The following is a 15,882-nucleotide window of genomic DNA, read 5'->3' as shown; positions in this document are numbered from 1 at the left end:
AAAAAGCAATTGTGATATATTATGAATGTTGCAATTGCGGAAGTGCAAGGAGGTGTAGCACATGGCTAACTATTGTGAAGTTTGCGGCAAGAAAACCGCTACGGGATTCAACGTATCCCATTCCCATCTGAAAACAAAGAGAACCTGGAAACCGAATATCCAGAGAGTTCGCGTACTGGTAGACGGACAGGTCAAGAGAATGAATGTCTGCACTCGTTGCCTTCGTTCTCATAAAGTAAACAGAGACATCTGATTTCTTTGCATTTTCAGCCGGCCAAAGCCGGCTTTTTTGCATGGTCTCTTTTCCGTCATCGGAAAGGCATATATGGTATATAAATAAAAGGAGCGGTGAAATCATTGAACCTGTGATTTCACCGCTCCTTTCTCTTACCTTCCTTTGACCCAGGGGTGATTGGACCGCCGGTGGCCTATCCGCCTTCTGCCCCAGGGAGATACCACGTTTCTCGTGACAGGTCCCACCTTTTCCTTATGAAGATCAGACAGGTCCCCTTTCACTTCCCGGTTATTCGCTTTTAATTTTTTCGTCAGGGGAAGAAGCAGTTTCTTCAGCTTTTCCAGCACCTTCAACGCTTTTTCCATCCCTTTCTGCCGCTTCGGCCTGTTTCTGGCGGGCCCTTTCCTCAATCTTTGCCCGATACTCCTCAGCGGCGCTCATCATATCTGCCTTTGCCTGAGTGGCCGCTTCCACAGCAGCATCCCGATACCGGCCTGCCGATTCCATGACCTTATCAGAAATCTCCTGGGCTTTGGCCTGGGCCGTTTCCGCCTGCTCCTGGGCCTGGATTTTCAGCTTGTTTGCCTGGATTCTGGCCTCCTGCATCTGTACCCGGGCCTGGGCCTTCAGCTTGTCCGACTTCAGTTTCATCTGCTGGGACTGGATTTCAGACTGCCGCTTCATTTCCTCCGTCTTCTTCTGGAACTCATCCATCTGCACCCGGGCCTGGGCCTTCATTTCATCAGCCCGGCGGGCTGCATCTTTTCTGAACTCCCTGGACTTGATGCGGGCAATGGCCTGCAGATCCCGCGCCGTTTTTTCCGCCGTTTCCTGGGCCACTTCCGATGCACCGAGGGCGGTGTACTTGGCTTTTTCGATCTGCTCGTCAGTGACGCCGGCCTTCTTCAGCGCATCTACCAGCTTATTTCCCAGCATGCCGGCAGACTCGGTGAGCTGGCGGGCCAGCTTGTCTACTGCTTCATGAGCCTTTTCCGGATATACGTCATTCCAGTTCTTCTTCAGTTCGGCTGTGAAATCCTTCTTCTCATCACCCAGAGGTTCATCCTTCTTCGGATTCTCCTCCAGTTCCTTTACATCCTTTTCCCCTTCCGCCTTTTCTTCTTCAAAAACGGCACGATAGGGTTTCGTATCATCGGGCATGCCGTCCTTGATCCAGCGCTGGGCTGCCTTGCCGATACCGTAGGTCACAGAAACGCCGATGGGGATCTGCATAAAGGAAATAGGAATCAGCGTGGCCAGCGTGGATCCCACCACCGTAGCCCCCAGGGAGCCGATAAAGGACAATACCGCCTTCTGGTTCAGTTCCACGCCATAGACCGTCCCAATTTTAGAAATCATGTACACCTCATTGGCCACCAGGGCAGCGGTACCCAGAAGGGGAGCCGCCACAATGACTCCGGCCCGGCCCGCAGCCCAGCGGATGAGCCCTTCCGCTTCCTTATCCCGGTCATCAATGATATTGATTTCCATATCAGGCTCCGGAGAATCCACATGGACTTCTTCTGCTTCCTCCGCAGCTGCCGGTACCTCTCCTTTTTCCTTCTCCGCCGGCAGGCCTGCCGGTTCCTTCTCGGCAGGAAGTCCGGCTTCCGCTTTTTCTGCCGGAAGGCCTGTCTCCTCCTTTTCCATGGGCGGCTTAGCCGCTTCCTTCACCTCAGGAGCTGCTTCAGGACGAACAACCGGTGTCTTTTCCATATCTCTTTCTTCGCTCATAGAAACCTCCCTGCCCGGACATCCGGGCTGTAAACCATGAATCTGCCAGTGTAAAGAATGGCTGATGTATGGTGATTTCAAACCATTACTTATCTCTATTATACCTAAAAACATAAAAAGCACCAATAGAAATTCTGATTTCACAGGCACCTGCCAGGCAGTCCCTGTCCTTTAAAATGAAATATTCCCTGACCGGCTATACTCCTCTTTCTATTTCTCTCCCCTGATACCCTTTCCCCTTCTCCCTGACTATGCATATAGAAACAGCCAATGCCGAAAGCCTTCTTGTAAATCCTGCAGGCGCCCATCCATGGAGCAGGAGGGAGGAGGTGTAAAGAGCCCGGCTGCTTCCCTTCAGTGCACTGAAAACAGAAAAGTCTCTTCGGCCCCCGAAATGAAAACCCTGATGGAGGAGGCCTCTTCATTTCATTCATGAGAAGTGCCTTTTCAAAAAAGGCTTCACCTCTCCGGTGAGGCCTTTTTGGCATGATGTAAATGGATGGCGTCTCGGAGATAAAAGCAAAAAAAGAAGGTCTTTCCCGGTGAGGAAAGACCTTCTTTTCTTTTTACCAGTCTGTAAGGCCGCCGTCCACCGGAATGGCGGCGCCGGTGATGAAGGAAGCTTTCGGTGAGAGAAGGAAGGCAATGAGTTCTCCCACTTCTTCCGGCCGTCCAATGCGCATCAGGGGATACCAGTCCCCCATTTCTTTGCGGCTGCCGCCATAGTCGCGAAGCTGCCTGTCCAAAAGGGGGGTATCCACATCTCCGGGACACACCACGTTGGCCCGGATGTTTTCCACTGCCATTTCCAGGGCCAGGGAGCGGATGAAGGAAACCAGGGCGCCCTTGGTGGCGCCGTAGAGGCTGCACTGCACATTGCCCTGGAGAGCAGCGTCAGAAGCCACCGCCACAATGCTGCCTGCCGCCCCTCTCATGGCAGGGATGGCCTCCCTGGTCAGTTTCATGGCGCCGAAAACATTGACAGCAAAGAAATGCTCCATTTCCTCATCAGTCGTATTTTCCAGCAGTTTTTCTTCATAGATGCCGGCTGAAAGGACAAGGCCCGTGATTTTTCCAATGGCCGATGCCGCTTTCACCGCCTTTTGGCAGTCTTTTGTAACTGTCACGTCGCAGGGAACGTAAAGGCTTCCCCTGACCTGCTCCCGGGCCTTCTGTCCCCGCTCTTCATTTCTTCCCAGAAGAACGGGCCGAATGCCTTCACCTGCCAGAATTTTGGCAGTGGCAAGACCGATGCCGGAAGTGCCGCCGGAAATAAGAACTGTCTGTACCATGGAATTCTCCTTATTTGGCAAGAGAAGAAACGTAAACGAACTGGATGCCCTCTTTTTCCAGCTGGGGCACCATCTGGCGGAAGGCTTCCGCCGTCTTGGGTCGGCAGTGTCCGATAATCACGTAGGTGCCGTATTTCTGCGCCCGTTTGGCCGCTTCCCGGATCATGGCGGATATGGCCGCCACGTCGGCTTCATTATCTACGAAAAGATCATTTCTTACATAGGGCACGCCGTAAGAGGCCGCTGCTCCATCGGCAGCGGTGGTGGAATTGGTGCGGCTGTCGAAGAAGAAGAGATGGCGGTGGTGGAGCTCATTCATCACCACCTCCATGGTATGACGGTCGGTAGTGGCCTTGGAACCCTGGTGATTATTGATGCCCACCGCTTCCGGCACCTGGGAAAGGGAGCTCTTCAGAAGGCCCCGGATTTCCTCATCGTTCATGGAAGTCAGGATAACCTTGGATTCCATACCGATACCGGAAACCGATTCCATAGGCTGGTGAAGGATGACAGGAAGGCCATGGGCATGCCAGGACAGGGCAGCATCCCTGGTGTGCACCTGGTTCGGCATGACGGCCAGAGTCAGCGGAATGCCCAGGGATTCATAGACATGCTGGGATGCCAGGTCCCGTCCTGCATCATCGATGACCACGGCCAGCTTTCCTTTTACTGCTGAAGGTGTATTGGGCTTTGGCGAAGCTGCCGGTGCAGCTTTCAGGGGAGCTGCATTCTGTTTGGCAGGAGCCTTCGTATGTCCTGCATCCTTCTTCACGGAAGGAGCAGCGGCTGCCGGGGCCGCAGGAGCAGAGGAGGAAACAGAAACAGTGGATGAAGAGGTAGATGAAACAGCGGAGGAAGCCGCTTCCGTTGGCTTTCCCTGCAGGGAAGAAGGGGCCGCTGTGTTTTCATAGCTTTCCTCTTTTCCTGTAATTTTAGACACAATGGAAAGCAGACTGAAGGAAGCCTTTTCCCCCTTTTCCATTGTCTGGCTGCCGTCCTTTTTTTCATTGGAGGAAACACTGCTTCCGCTGCTTCCCGCCGGTTCTTCATCATCGGCCTTTACCTGCACCGTCACCACCTTATCCATGGCGGCTTTGATTTTTTCTTTCACGCTTTCCGGCGTACCCTGATCTTCTTTCGGCACCAGTCCCTGCATTTCCTTATCGTTAAACAGGTGGCCAATAGTGGTAACGTTCTGGGCCACCTCCGAATCAGGGGCATTGGTCATGCGGTCCGTCATATAGGCAGAACCCATAATAAGGGCTATAAAGAAGAGAAGCACCAGAAAAGGATGGCCTCCCTTCTTTGCCGCTCTCGTTCTCCGCACCCGCTTTTTTCCTGCCATGGTATTCTCCTCATGTATGAAATAGTAATCATCGAATTTATTTTCTATATTATAGCATACGGGAGAAAAAGGTTCAGAGCCTCAAAGTAGTCACCGCTTCGCCCTGGGTTATGGCCTGCTGCAGCAGGCAGGCTATGCGGAAGGACTTTGAAACGCAAAAAATACTGACCATGGACAGCCATAAAAAAAGGACTGCCCGGGCAGTCCTCTTTTTACATAGCCATCAGTAACCCTTTTTCTTATCCACTTCATTCAGCAGCTTCTCGCCGCGGCTGAAGGCGATAAAATTGGTTTCCAGAAGGAAGGTGAGCTTATTCCAGAAATCCGGTACCATGGAGGCAATGTGAGGGGTCATGATCACATTTTTCATGTCCCAGAAGGGATGATCTTCAGGAAGCGGTTCCTTGGAGAAAACGTCCATGCAGGCGCCGGCAATGTTCCCTTCCTCAAGAGCCTTTACCAGGGCCGGTTCATCCACCACGGAGGCCCGGGCAATGTTGATGAAAAGGGCCGATTTCTTCATGGCTTTGAATTTTTCCTCATCGAAGAACTTATCCGTTTCCGGTGTGGCAGGAAGAGCAGCGATGATGATGTCTGCCTTGGGCAGGACATCCATGATTTCTTCCTGGGTGTATACATGGTCTGCAAACATTTCATGGGACAGATGTTTCTTCACTGCCAGAATATGGGTTTCAAAAACCTTGGCCCGCTGGGCAATGGCCCTGCCAATGCTGCCGAAACCTACAATAAGGATGGTCTTGCCGAAAAGGGATTCCCCGTGGGGCCTGGACCAGGTATGGGCGCTCTGACTGCGGACGGCGTCAGGGATGCGGCGGAACCAGGAAAGAAGAAGGGCCATGGTGTGCTCCGATACCGCCCGGTCATGGACACCGTGGGAATTGGTGAGAATAATGGGCCTTTCCATCATACTGGGAGTGAGGAGTTTTTCCACCCCGTCAGACAGGGAATGAACCCAGCGCACATGGGGCGCTGCCTGCAGGAGGGGCTCCACATCCTGGAATCCCCAGAGAGCAATGGCATCGGCGTCTGCCACATGGGGCAGGGCTTCCTTCGGTGATTTGTAGGCTTCCACCACGGAGCCGGGCACCGCCTTTTTCAATGCATCGATTTTTTCATCGGATAACTTGTTAATCACAACCAGTTTCATAGGAATCAACCTCTTTCATTGAAATCATGGCAATCCTGTTTTCTGTATTATATCATACTGTGGGGGCCAGAAAATTCTTTTCGCAGTCTCTCAAAGGCGGAGTGCCCTGGCCGCCTTACTTCCTGTTTCCCCTTGGGGGAAATTCCCGAGCAGCGGGAAAGGATGTACGTTGACGGGGCTGCGCCCTTGGACACGCCTTCGGGGTGAAGGTTCATAGGGTTCATAGGTTTCAAAAGATTCAGAGGGTGGTGTCGGCTTCGCCGAAATATATAGCCTGCACAGTAAGCGAGCACCTTAATGCCCGACAGTAGCGCCGCAGGCGACGGAGGATAGCAGGATTTTCACTGAAAACCTAAGACTCTCCGTAGCCTGCTGTGCCTTTTACCATTTTGGTCTCTAAATCCCCGGCGGCCAATTGATGACCTAATATGCCATCGGAGCTGCAGAATGATCCGAGATAAACCACTCATCACAAAAAATCTGGTTAGTAACCCGATTATGGCTATTTTTTAGGAGTATTTCAGCACTTCAAAACAATAGAAAAAAGGTCTGGAATGAATCGTATTTATCGATGAATTCCAGACCTTAAATTCTTGGAGCCGGCAACAGGATTTGAACCTGCGACCTACGCATTACGAATGCGCCGCTCTACCAGCTGAGCTATACCGGCATGAACATATATATATTACAGGACGCCCCTGTATTTGTCAAACTCTATTTTCCCTCTCCCAGGAAGGGCAAATAAAAAATCCGCAAAAAGCGGATAAAAAAATGGAGCGGGTGAAGGGAATCGAACCCTCGTAACCAGCTTGGAAGGCTGGCGCTCTACCATTGAGCTACACCCGCATAAATGGTCGGAGCAGCAGGATTTGAACCTGCGACCCCTTGGTCCCGAACCAAGTGCGCTACCAAACTGCGCTATGCCCCGACAACGTAATTGATTATACCAGCAGACCTGCAATCTGTCAATGGATTTTTGGGGGAAAATTTTTATTTTTTCTTTTCAGCCTGTGGCATAACAGTAAACCTGAAGGAGCCTTTTCCTTTGGCACAAGGAAAAGGCTCCCTCAGGTTTGTGCCTTTGAAGAGAGCCTCCCCAAGCCCAGGGGCAGGCTCTTTGCAAGCCTTATATTTCACGTACAAAAAGGGGCTTCCTGTAAATCATTTCTTCACAGCCCCTTTTGATTTCAATAGTCTTCATCCCAGGCGTTGATATATACCGGTTCCAGTTCCATCATTTTCTTCTGGTCTTCGGTGAAGTGTTTTTTCGGAATCACTGCTTCATACACAAATTTCTGGAAATAATCTTCTGAGCACACAAAGTACCCGTTGTCCCCTACATCCTTGCCCCAGGAATTCTCGATTTTCCAGCGGTCCGGATTTCCTTTTTCGTCCAGATGGACGCCGGTGAGAAGCATGGCATGGGTGGCGGAGCTGGCGCTGTATTCCAGCTGTTTTCCCTTATCCATGTCCATGGAGAACCCGCCCAGAAGATCTTCATACCGCACGCTCACCGGGTCCCACACCCCTTCTTTTCTGGCGCCTGCCGCACCGGCATCGCAGGCAAACCACACAGGCTCTCCGGCTTTCAGCTGCTTCACGCAGAGATCTTCCATATCCTTCCCCGTAAGATTCAGCCCCTTCATATCCCGGCCTGCCATGTTTTCCACCCCGTGGAATGCGATGAGGCGGCCCAGAGGTTTATCAAAGGTAGGTTCATTGATGACAGCCATGTAGTCATAGAGAGAAATCCCTACGTACTTGTGATAGAAATCGAGGGGCGAAAGTCCCCGGTCCTCATGGAAATGGTTATCCTTATCGCGATAGGAGAAATCGAAAGTCTGCACCGGCTCGCCGAAGGCAATGCATTCTGCCTTATACACCTCTTCCATCATTTCCGTTTTTCTGGCGTAGGGATCCCTGCCCGCCTTCACCAGCTCCCGAAGCTCCATGGCATCCTTCCGGAGGAGGCGGTTCAGGGTAGAAACGAAACGGTCCGTATGGCCGGACTGGTATGTTTCCGGCTGCACCTGTTTCGGCACCACGCCGTACTTCTCCACCAGGTCCGCCGCCTCAGTCCAGTATCCCCCGTCGCTCATGCCGCGAAGCACATACTGCATAAGCTGTCCCTTCACCGGCGCATCTGCATTTTCAATCACCATTTCAAGGAAATTGTTCGCTTTCTCCAGCTTGTCATAGAAGGAAAGGTAATTCTGGGACAGCTCAAACTGATCCAGGTGGCACTTTTCCGCCACCTTCTCCCTTAGAATGTTCAGCGCCGCAAAGAGCCAGCAGCGCCCAGACTGTTCCTGGGCCGTAATTCCCCGGGTCTTCACTTCCACTGTGAAGGCCCCTTTCAGGGCCGCTCCCTTTGCAGGATAATAGGCCAGATTCATCATATCCGTCTTCGCCAAAGCGCCATGAAGCACCTGGGCATTTTTATCTGCTTCATAGGATGTGCGAAATGTCTGAAGCAGGGTATCTGAAATATCTTTCATCATATTCCTCCTTTGGGCCGCTTTGCGGCCCGGATTCAGATGGTTCATAAGGTTGTGGTATCGCCCTTACGGTGCACAGCGAACACATTTTGCACTATGCGAACTGGATTTGTAAGGGAGCATCAGCGACCTGAAAATCCAGTGAGTCAGTGACAGCAGTGGATGCACTATGCGAACTGGATTTGTAAGGGAGCATCAGCGACCTGAAAATCCAGTGAGTCAGTGACAGCAGTGGGTGAAGGAGCGCTAGCGACGCGCAAAATGTAGTGAGTCGTTTCCCCTTTAGGGGGCGATGAGTTTTATAATCAGCGTTACGTGCTATCCTTCCTGCCTCACACTTGTCATCCTGAGCGCCAGCAAAGAATCTCAGTAGTTGAAGCATATGAGACAAATGCCGTTAAGGAAGCGCTGATTAAATCACTGTCTGCTTTTATTCTTGGATTTTTATGCAATGCAAGGAATGGGACGACGCGAATAGCGAGCTATTTAAGGAGTCCCATGACGAAGCAGTGCATAAAAATTCTTATAAAAGCAGACTCTATGAATTAATCAGTGCTTCCCTAGCTCACCAGCCCACCAGTTCACTGATTTACCTGATTTCCCACCCGTGGCAGGCGATTTCGATGACCGTTTCACAAGCCTTTACCAGCGAAGGTATGGGCAGGTATTCGAAACGGCTGTGGAAATTAGCACCGCCGGTGAAAATATTGGGGCAGGGCAGTCCTTTGAAGGAAAGCTGGGCGCCATCAGTACCGCCGCGGATAGGAAGTTCCACCGGCGTGACCCCCGCTTGTTTCATGGCCTTCCGCGCCAGCTCCACGATATCCATATGGCCGTCCCGGATAATGTCCAGCATGTTAAAGTACACATCATGGGGCTTCACTTCCACCGTGCCTTCCCCATACTTCTCATTCAGGAAATCCGCCATGTGCTGGAGGTACTGTTTCTTCTTTTCAAATTTCGCCCGGTCATGGTCCCTCACCAGCATGGACAGAGTACATTCTTCCACAGAGCCGCTGATTTTATACACATGGAAAAATCCTTCCCTGCCTTCCGTGCATTCCGGTTTCTCCCCTTCCGGCAGCAGGGACTGCCACTGGGAAGCAATGGAAATGGCATTCACCATTTTTCCCTTGGCATCGCCGGTGTGCACGCTTCTTCCATGAATGATGATTTCCGGATTGGCAGCGTTAAAATTTTCATATTCCAGGCCGCCCAGCTCGCCGCCGTCAATGGTGTAGGCAAAGTCCGCATGAAATTTCTTCACATCAAAACGAAGAGGACTCCGTCCCGTTTCTTCATCCGGTGTGAAGGCAATGCGGATTTTTCCGTGCTTCACTTCCCGGTGATGGAGCAGGTACTCCATGGCGCTCACAATAGCCGTCACTCCCGCCTTGTCATCGGCGCCAAGAAGAGTGGTACCGTCAGTGACTATGATGTCCTGGCCCTTGTATTTCAAAATTTCCGGGAAATCCTTCGTAGAAAGGACGATATTCTTTTCTTTATTCAGGCATATGTCCTTCCCATCATAGTCATGAACCACCCGGCTGTGAATGGGGCCGCCGGGGGCATCGGGGCTGGTATCCATATGGGAAATGAAACCCACCACACTGCCTTCTGCGCCGTTAGCCGGAAGGGTAGCCATGACATAGCCGTTTTCATCCAGACTCACCTCTTGAAGCCCCAGCTGCTCCAGTTCCTCCTTCAAATGGCGGGCCAGCACCATCTGCCCCGGCGTACTGGGATAGACCTGGTCATTCTCCTCGTCGGACTGGGTGTTGTAGGAAATATAATCTTCAAACCGTTTCAAAATCTTTTCTGTATCTAAATCCAAAGGTACCACCTCTTATTTTTGATTTGCATCCATCATATAACAAACGGGAGAGAACTGCAAAGGGGGCCGCCTGCAGGCGTAACGTAACAATTTATGTCTTTATGCTCAAAAAGCAATTACTCATTCATAAAACTCACTTGTATGAAGATAATAGCTGGCGGTCCCTGCCCCTATTACTGCTTCTTCCACTGAAAGGGCAAAGTGGAAAAATCTCACTCCTCAAATGACAAAACGTCCCCCCGCCTCGTCATTTCGACCGCAGCCGGTCAGCCGCCAATAGGAAAGCCTCTTATTGTGCAGGCTAGAGGCCAACTTCGGCTGACTTGGAAACTCTATGCAGAGTCTCCACAGAGTGGAGAAATCTCACTCCCTGATGGTACACAGGACATGGGGGCAGGAGATCTCTCGGCTCTGCGTTTCCATAGCCCCAGGGGCTTTACCATCCATACCGGCACGTTCCCCCGCTCGAGATGACGATAGCAGCAGGCTGCATGTCATCATATGACAATAAAAAAGACTGCGAAGAAATGATTGACCTTTCTTCACAGTCTTTTTTGATTTCCTGTATCAGCCTACGATGTTCAGGGCGTATTCGCCGTATTCTTTTTCGAGGGCTTCAGCTTTCTTATTGATTTCGATCTGCAGGTCGGAGGCGGTGTCGTAGTCATCGGCTTCCAGAGCGTCTTTCAGCTTAGTGCAGAGGGATTTGCCGGCTTTGGTGTCTTTGATGAGTTCGTATTTCTTATCAAGGATATCAGCCCACCGTTCTTCGTCCAGGTCGTCTTCGCTGGAGAGTTTTTTGAAGCCTTTGACCAGGGCTTCGGTGGCCGGGATGATGCGGTCGATAAGTTCGTTCTTCCAGCGGTATACGATGGAGGCTACGAAGGAGTCTACGATGGTGGCATTGAGTGTGCCGCCTGCTTCAATGACTGCCACTTTGTCGGGGTTGGCTTTCATGGTCTTCACGTTTTCCCAGACAGTAGCCGGCGGTTTACCGAAGGCTGCATCTCTTTCTTCCTGGGTGAAGTCTTCGAATACGTTGTCTTCGCAGCGATAGGCTCTTCCTTCTTCCAGGTAGTCTGCTTTTTCTCCCGGTTTCTTGGAGAGTTCGGCCAGAAGGTCTGCCGGTGTCTTGCCGGAGGTGACAGCGTAGGTGATGCCGTCAAGGGCAGAGAGGAAGAGGCAGGAGGCTGCCAGGTAGGTGTTGGTGAAGGGGTTTGGAGCGCGGAGTTCGAATCTGGTGGCTTTCGGATTGTCAATGTCTCTTACCAGGCCGATGAGGATGGTTCTGTTACGGGACGGAACTTCCGGTTTGTGGCCCAGGGAGGTGACGATGCAGACCGGTGCTTCAAAGCCCGGTTTCAGACGGTTGAAGGCGTCGGTGGTGGAGGATACGAAGGGGTTGGTGGCTTCGTAGTTCTTCAGGATGCCCATGATGAAGCCGTAGCCGATGGTGGAAAGAAAGTCGGCTTTCATTTCTGTAGGTGCCAGGAGGTTGATGGTTTTGCCGTTTTTCAAGGTGGCGCAGATGCCTACATGGGTGTGTTCGCCGCTGCCGGCTACGCCGATAATGGGCTTTGCCTTGAAGGATACGTCGAGGCCGTATTTGCGGAATACTTCACGGATAATGATGCGGGCTTCCAGTTCATTGTCTGCAGCCTGCAGGGGGTTCATGGAAAATCTCCAGTCCAGTTCCAGCTGTTCGCAGACGTCCACAGTGTGGCCGGCGTCGTCCACTTTCGGTTTAATGCCACCCACTTCTTTATGGCCCATTTCCACGCTCATGCCGCGGGCATCCAGTTCTTCAATGGCTTCTTCCATAGCGGTACGGACGTTGCCGCGCATGCGCTGCCAGTACTGTTCCTGGAGGCGCTGGGAAATGGAGAGGTGCTGAATGGTTTCTTTTTCGCTGGGGGTCTTGACCCAGAATTCCAGTTCCGTGCCGATGGTGAATTCGATGTCTTCAATGTCTTCGAAGGGAACGTCTTCCATGCCTTTGACTTTTTTGCCGCCGGCCAAAAGTCCTTTCAGTTTATCTGCCACGAAGGCACAGGAGTCTTTCAGAATGGAGCGGGAGTCGATGAATTTGCCGTTGTGCAGGAGGAAGCAGGGAATGCGGAGAGTGCCTACAGGGCGGCCGTTTTCATAGATGTTGTCTTCATTGTAGTCGATATACCAGTTGACGGAGGGATCTGCTACCATGTCGACCCTAGCATCGTTCAGGGTGGCGATGTTCATGAGTACTACGGAGGAGCCGTCGGTCTGTACGGCGGTGCCGGCGAAGAAGTCGTCGTAGTTCTTGAGGAACAGTTCAATCGGTACCTTTTCATCGGTATCGTTGCCTGCCAGGTCAATGCCTACCAGGGATACGAAGCGGATTTCCGGATGGGTTTTCAGAAGGGAAAGTACGCCTTCCTTGCCAAATTCACCGGTGGGGATGTAGTAAAGTAAGTCCTTGTTCATGTTGAATTCCTCCTGTTATAATCATTTTTTCTATATAAAATATTTTTCAGATGAGTCCCCCATCAGGTATCTAACGGGAAACCCAGAATGGAAAAGCGGTATTTCTTTTTCCAGTTCCTCATCATCCATGCCTCCTGTATATACATTTTCATCTATGTCATGAAATATAAAATGACCCATCCTTTGTTAAGAATGGGTCATCATTGGCCTGATGTTCAGCTTTGGCAGATTGAATCAGTCGAGAATGTTCAGGGCATACACGCGGTATTCCTTTTCCAGGGCCTGGGCTTTTTTCATCATTTCCAGCTGGAGGTCCGAGGCGGTGTCGTAGTCGTCTTTTTCCAGGGCTTCTTTCAGCCTGGTGCAGATGCATTTTTCATCGTCCAGATCTTTTGCCAGTTCCACCCGTTTGGCTTTGATGGATTTCCAGCGTCTTTCATCAATCTTGTCATCATTATCCAGTTTTTTATAGCCTCTCACGGCAGCTTCCACACCGGGGATAATCCGGTCGATGAGTTCGTTCTTCCAGCGGTATACGATGGAAGCGAGGAAGGAGTCTACTATCTTTTCGGAAAGGGTGCCGCCTCTGGTGAGGACTGCCACCTTGTCCGGGTTGGCTTTCATGATTTTCACGTTTTCCCAAACCGTGGCAGGTGGTTTGCCGAAGGCTGCATCTCTTTCTTCGTCGGTGAAGTCTTCGAATACGTTTTCTTCGCAGCGGTAGGCTCTGTCTTTTTCCAGGTAGTCTGCGTCTTCGCCGGGCTTCTTGGAAAGTTCAGCCAGAAGGTCTGCTGCCGATTTGCCGGATTTCAAGGCATATTCGATGCCGTCTAAGGCAGTGAGGTAGAGGCAGGAAACGCAGAGGTAGGTATTGGTAAAGGGGTTCGGCGCACGGAGTTCGAAGCGGGTGGCTTTCGGATTTCCGATATCCCGGATCAGTCCCATGAGGATGGAACGGTTGCGGGACGGTACTTCCGGCGTATGGCCCAGAGAGGTGACGATACATACCGGTGCTTCAAAGCCCGGTTTCAGGCGGTTGAAGGCGTCGGTGGTGGAAGAAACGAAGGGATTGGTGGCTTCGTAGTTGTGGAGAATGCCCATGATGAAGCCATAGCCAATGGTGGAGAGGAAATCGGAAGACATGTCTTCCGGTGCCAGCAAATTGATGGTTTTACCGTTTTTCAGGAGGGCCGCAATGCCTACATGGGTATGTTCGCCGCTGCCGGCTACGCCGATAATGGGCTTTGCCTTGAAGGATACGTCCAGACCGTTGCGGCGGAAGACTTCCCGTACCACGATGCGGGCTTCCAGTTCATTATCTGCTGCCTGCAGGGGATTGGTGGAAAAGAGCCAGTCCAGTTCCAGCTGTTCGCATACATCAAAGATATGGCCGTCGTCATCGATTTTGGATTTGATGCCGCCTACTTCTTTATGGCCCATTTCTACATGGAGGCCCCGGGCATCCAGTTCTTCGATGGTCTGTTCCATGGCGGTACGGACGTTGCCGCGCATGCGCTGCCAGTACTGTTCCTGGAGGCGCTGGGAAATGGACAGGTGCTGTACCGTTTCCTTTTCGCTGGGGGTTTTCACCCAGAATTCAAGTTCCGTGCCGGTGGTAAATACGATATCCTGGATTTCAGAGAAGGGGAAGTTTTCCATGCCCTTCACAGTGGCGCCGAGGAGCATTTTCTTCAGTTCTCTGGCCACATATTCGCAGGAGTTTTTCAGAATGGAGCGGGAATCGATAAATTTTCCGTTATGGATGAGGAAGCAGGGAATCCGCAGGGTGCCTACGGGACGTCCGTTTTCTTCCATCACATTATCATCATTATAATCCACATACCAGTTGACCGTGCTGTCGGCCACCATGTCTACCCGTGCATCGTTCAGAGTAGCGATATTCATGAATACTACGGAAGAACCATCGGTCTGCACAGCCTTGCCGGCGAAGAAGTCTTCGTAGTCTTTCATAAAAATCTCGATGGGGATCTTTTCATCGGTATCATTGCCTGCCAGGTCAATGCCTACGAGAGACACGAACCGGATTTCCGGGTGCTGTGCCAGCAGGGAAAGAACCCCTTCTTTACCGTATTGGCCGGCCGGAATGCAGTACAATAATTCTTTGTTCATTTGAGCCCTCCTATAGACTTAAATTGTTCCATTTTTTTATATCTATAAAGTCCTATGTGTTACAAAAGAAAATGACCCATCCCGATAGGAATGAGTCATCTTTGACGCAGCATATGAACTTATGTAATAAGGATACACCACGTGTCTTACTTTTGTCAAGCCTTTGAGCTCAGGCCAGCAGTTTACGAACAATCCCGTTAATCAGTTTGCCGTCTGCCTTACCTTTGAGCTTTGCCATGACAGCTTTCATCACAGAACCCATATTTCTCTGCCCAGGATCCAAGGCGTCGATTGTTTCTTTTACAATCTTCTCTACTTCTTCTGCAGACATTTCTGCCGGCAGGTACTTTTCCAGTACTTCGATTTCCGCTTTGGTCTGTTTAACCAGGTCTTCTCTTCCGGAACCAGCGATTTCAGCAAGGGTTTCTTTCCTCTGCTTCACTTCTTTCCGGAGAACGGCAAGAACCTGATCATCATTGAAGTCCGCGTGTCCGTCGTCGATTTCAGCCTGCCTGATGTGAGCACGGGCCATACGGATCGTGTTCAGTGCAAGCTTACCTTCTTCTCTAGCTTTCATGGCTGTCTTCATGTCAGCCATAAGCTGTTCTTTAATTGACAAAACTAATCACCTTACAACCTGTTATTACTTATACTTGCGTTTTCTTGCGGCTTCAGATTTCAGTTTACGTCTAACGCTGGGCTTTTCATAATGTTCACGTTTTCTTACTTCAGAAAGAACCCCGGCTTTTTGGCAGGAACGTTTAAATCTGCGAAGAGCACTATCAAGAGATTCGCCCTTTTGAACTTTGATCTCAGACATCTATATCCCTCCCTCCCAATAAGACTGATGGGGTGCTATTGCACACTTATAAATTATAAATTACAACGGCCTATCTGTCAATTTATTTTTTACGGAAATAGAAATTCCCGGCAGCACCCTTTGGACGCAAAAGGTTCTTAAGATTGATGGGCCCTTCGGGCCCAAGGGTTCTTAGGTTTGACAGCGGCTTCGCCGCTGAGGGTGGTGGTATCGCCCTATCGGGCGATGAGTATGAAGTCAGCGTTACGTACTTTCCTTCCTGCCCCCACTTGCGCGCATTCTGCATAGAATGCGCGAGTCGTCCAAAGCCCTCCCTTAGCCTGCACATTAAAGGGCCTTCCTTTTATTTGGCCGACCGACCAT

11 protein-coding genes and 3 tRNA genes are annotated in these 15,882 nt (G+C 51.1%); 1 reads left to right on the top strand and 13 read right to left on the bottom strand.

The genetic code is table 11. From position 1 onward, the window contains the following. The first annotated feature begins 61 nt into the window (after positions 1–61). Positions 62–253 carry a 50S ribosomal protein L28 gene (gene rpmB, locus HMPREF9453_RS11155; protein ID WP_008858613.1) on the top strand — a complete coding sequence of 64 codons (192 nt, stop codon included), beginning with the start codon at positions 62–64 and terminating at the stop codon, positions 251–253. Between the two features lie 270 nt (positions 254–523). Here rpmB and HMPREF9453_RS10980 read toward each other — a convergent pair whose 3' ends face one another. From HMPREF9453_RS10980 to rpsU, 13 genes are all read right to left on the bottom strand, one after another. Further along, positions 524–1,969 carry a DUF697 domain-containing protein gene (locus HMPREF9453_RS10980; protein WP_008858612.1) on the bottom strand — a complete coding sequence of 482 codons (1,446 nt, stop codon included), beginning with the start codon at positions 1,967–1,969 and terminating at the stop codon, positions 524–526. 566 nt (positions 1,970–2,535) lie between these two features. Then, positions 2,536–3,261, bottom strand: a complete 726-nt coding sequence (locus tag HMPREF9453_RS00590; RefSeq protein WP_008858611.1) for an SDR family NAD(P)-dependent oxidoreductase — start codon at positions 3,259–3,261, stop codon at positions 2,536–2,538. Positions 3,262–3,271: 10 nt separating this feature from the next. Then, the gene (locus HMPREF9453_RS10975) at positions 3,272–4,606 is read right to left on the bottom strand and encodes a divergent polysaccharide deacetylase family protein (RefSeq protein WP_008858610.1); all 1,335 of its coding nucleotides are present in this window, start codon (positions 4,604–4,606) and stop codon (positions 3,272–3,274) included. A gap of 223 nt (positions 4,607–4,829) precedes the next feature. Further along, positions 4,830–5,774 (bottom strand): D-2-hydroxyacid dehydrogenase, encoded by a 945-nt coding sequence (locus HMPREF9453_RS00580; RefSeq protein ID WP_008858609.1) that lies wholly within the window; start codon positions 5,772–5,774, stop codon positions 4,830–4,832. Between the two features lie 594 nt (positions 5,775–6,368). Next, a tRNA-Thr gene (locus tag HMPREF9453_RS00575) sits at positions 6,369–6,444 on the bottom strand. A 102-nt stretch (positions 6,445–6,546) separates the two neighbouring features. Beyond that, positions 6,547–6,620: transfer RNA gene (locus HMPREF9453_RS00570), tRNA-Gly, on the bottom strand. A 5-nt stretch (positions 6,621–6,625) separates the two neighbouring features. Beyond that, positions 6,626–6,702, bottom strand: a tRNA-Pro gene (locus HMPREF9453_RS00565). A gap of 259 nt (positions 6,703–6,961) precedes the next feature. Continuing rightward, positions 6,962–8,272, bottom strand: a complete 1,311-nt coding sequence (locus HMPREF9453_RS00560; protein WP_008858608.1) for a C1 family peptidase — start codon at positions 8,270–8,272, stop codon at positions 6,962–6,964. Between the two features lie 589 nt (positions 8,273–8,861). Next, positions 8,862–10,115, bottom strand: coding sequence for a peptidase T (pepT, locus tag HMPREF9453_RS00555; RefSeq protein ID WP_392389369.1), 1,254 nt, complete (start codon positions 10,113–10,115; stop codon positions 8,862–8,864). A gap of 558 nt (positions 10,116–10,673) precedes the next feature. After that, a complete protein-coding gene (locus HMPREF9453_RS00550; RefSeq protein WP_008858606.1) occupies positions 10,674–12,569 on the bottom strand; it encodes a type I glutamate--ammonia ligase in 1,896 nt (631 codons plus the stop codon). A 234-nt stretch (positions 12,570–12,803) separates the two neighbouring features. Then, on the bottom strand, positions 12,804–14,699 hold the full coding sequence (locus tag HMPREF9453_RS00545; RefSeq protein ID WP_008858605.1) for a type I glutamate--ammonia ligase: 1,896 nt from the start codon (positions 14,697–14,699) through the stop codon (positions 12,804–12,806). Between the two features lie 169 nt (positions 14,700–14,868). Beyond that, positions 14,869–15,318 (bottom strand): GatB/YqeY domain-containing protein, encoded by a 450-nt coding sequence (locus tag HMPREF9453_RS00540; RefSeq protein ID WP_040379396.1) that lies wholly within the window; start codon positions 15,316–15,318, stop codon positions 14,869–14,871. Positions 15,319–15,342: 24 nt separating this feature from the next. Beyond that, positions 15,343–15,519: a 30S ribosomal protein S21 gene (gene rpsU / locus HMPREF9453_RS00535; protein WP_008858603.1), complete on the bottom strand. Its 177-nt coding sequence runs from the start codon at positions 15,517–15,519 to the stop codon at positions 15,343–15,345. Positions 15,520–15,882 lie beyond the last annotated feature (363 nt).

This window comes from Dialister succinatiphilus YIT 11850, assembly GCF_000242435.1.
Taxonomy (GTDB): domain Bacteria; phylum Bacillota; class Negativicutes; order Veillonellales; family Dialisteraceae; genus Dialister; species Dialister succinatiphilus.
This window is presented reverse-complemented; position numbering and strand designations above follow the sequence as displayed.

Coding starts and splice junctions, on each gene's coding strand:
- rpmB (WP_008858613.1), top strand. CDS start 62: ATGGCTAACTATTGTGAAGTTTGCGGCAAGAAAACCGCTACGGGATTC.
- HMPREF9453_RS10980 (WP_008858612.1), bottom strand. CDS start 1,969: ATGAGCGAAGAAAGAGATATGGAAAAGACACCGGTTGTTCGTCCTGAA.
- HMPREF9453_RS00590 (WP_008858611.1), bottom strand. CDS start 3,261: ATGGTACAGACAGTTCTTATTTCCGGCGGCACTTCCGGCATCGGTCTT.
- HMPREF9453_RS10975 (WP_008858610.1), bottom strand. CDS start 4,606: ATGGCAGGAAAAAAGCGGGTGCGGAGAACGAGAGCGGCAAAGAAGGGA.
- HMPREF9453_RS00580 (WP_008858609.1), bottom strand. CDS start 5,774: ATGAAACTGGTTGTGATTAACAAGTTATCCGATGAAAAAATCGATGCA.
- HMPREF9453_RS00560 (WP_008858608.1), bottom strand. CDS start 8,272: ATGAAAGATATTTCAGATACCCTGCTTCAGACATTTCGCACATCCTAT.
- HMPREF9453_RS00550 (WP_008858606.1), bottom strand. CDS start 12,569: ATGAACAAGGACTTACTTTACTACATCCCCACCGGTGAATTTGGCAAG.
- HMPREF9453_RS00545 (WP_008858605.1), bottom strand. CDS start 14,699: ATGAACAAAGAATTATTGTACTGCATTCCGGCCGGCCAATACGGTAAA.
- rpsU (WP_008858603.1), bottom strand. CDS start 15,519: ATGTCTGAGATCAAAGTTCAAAAGGGCGAATCTCTTGATAGTGCTCTT.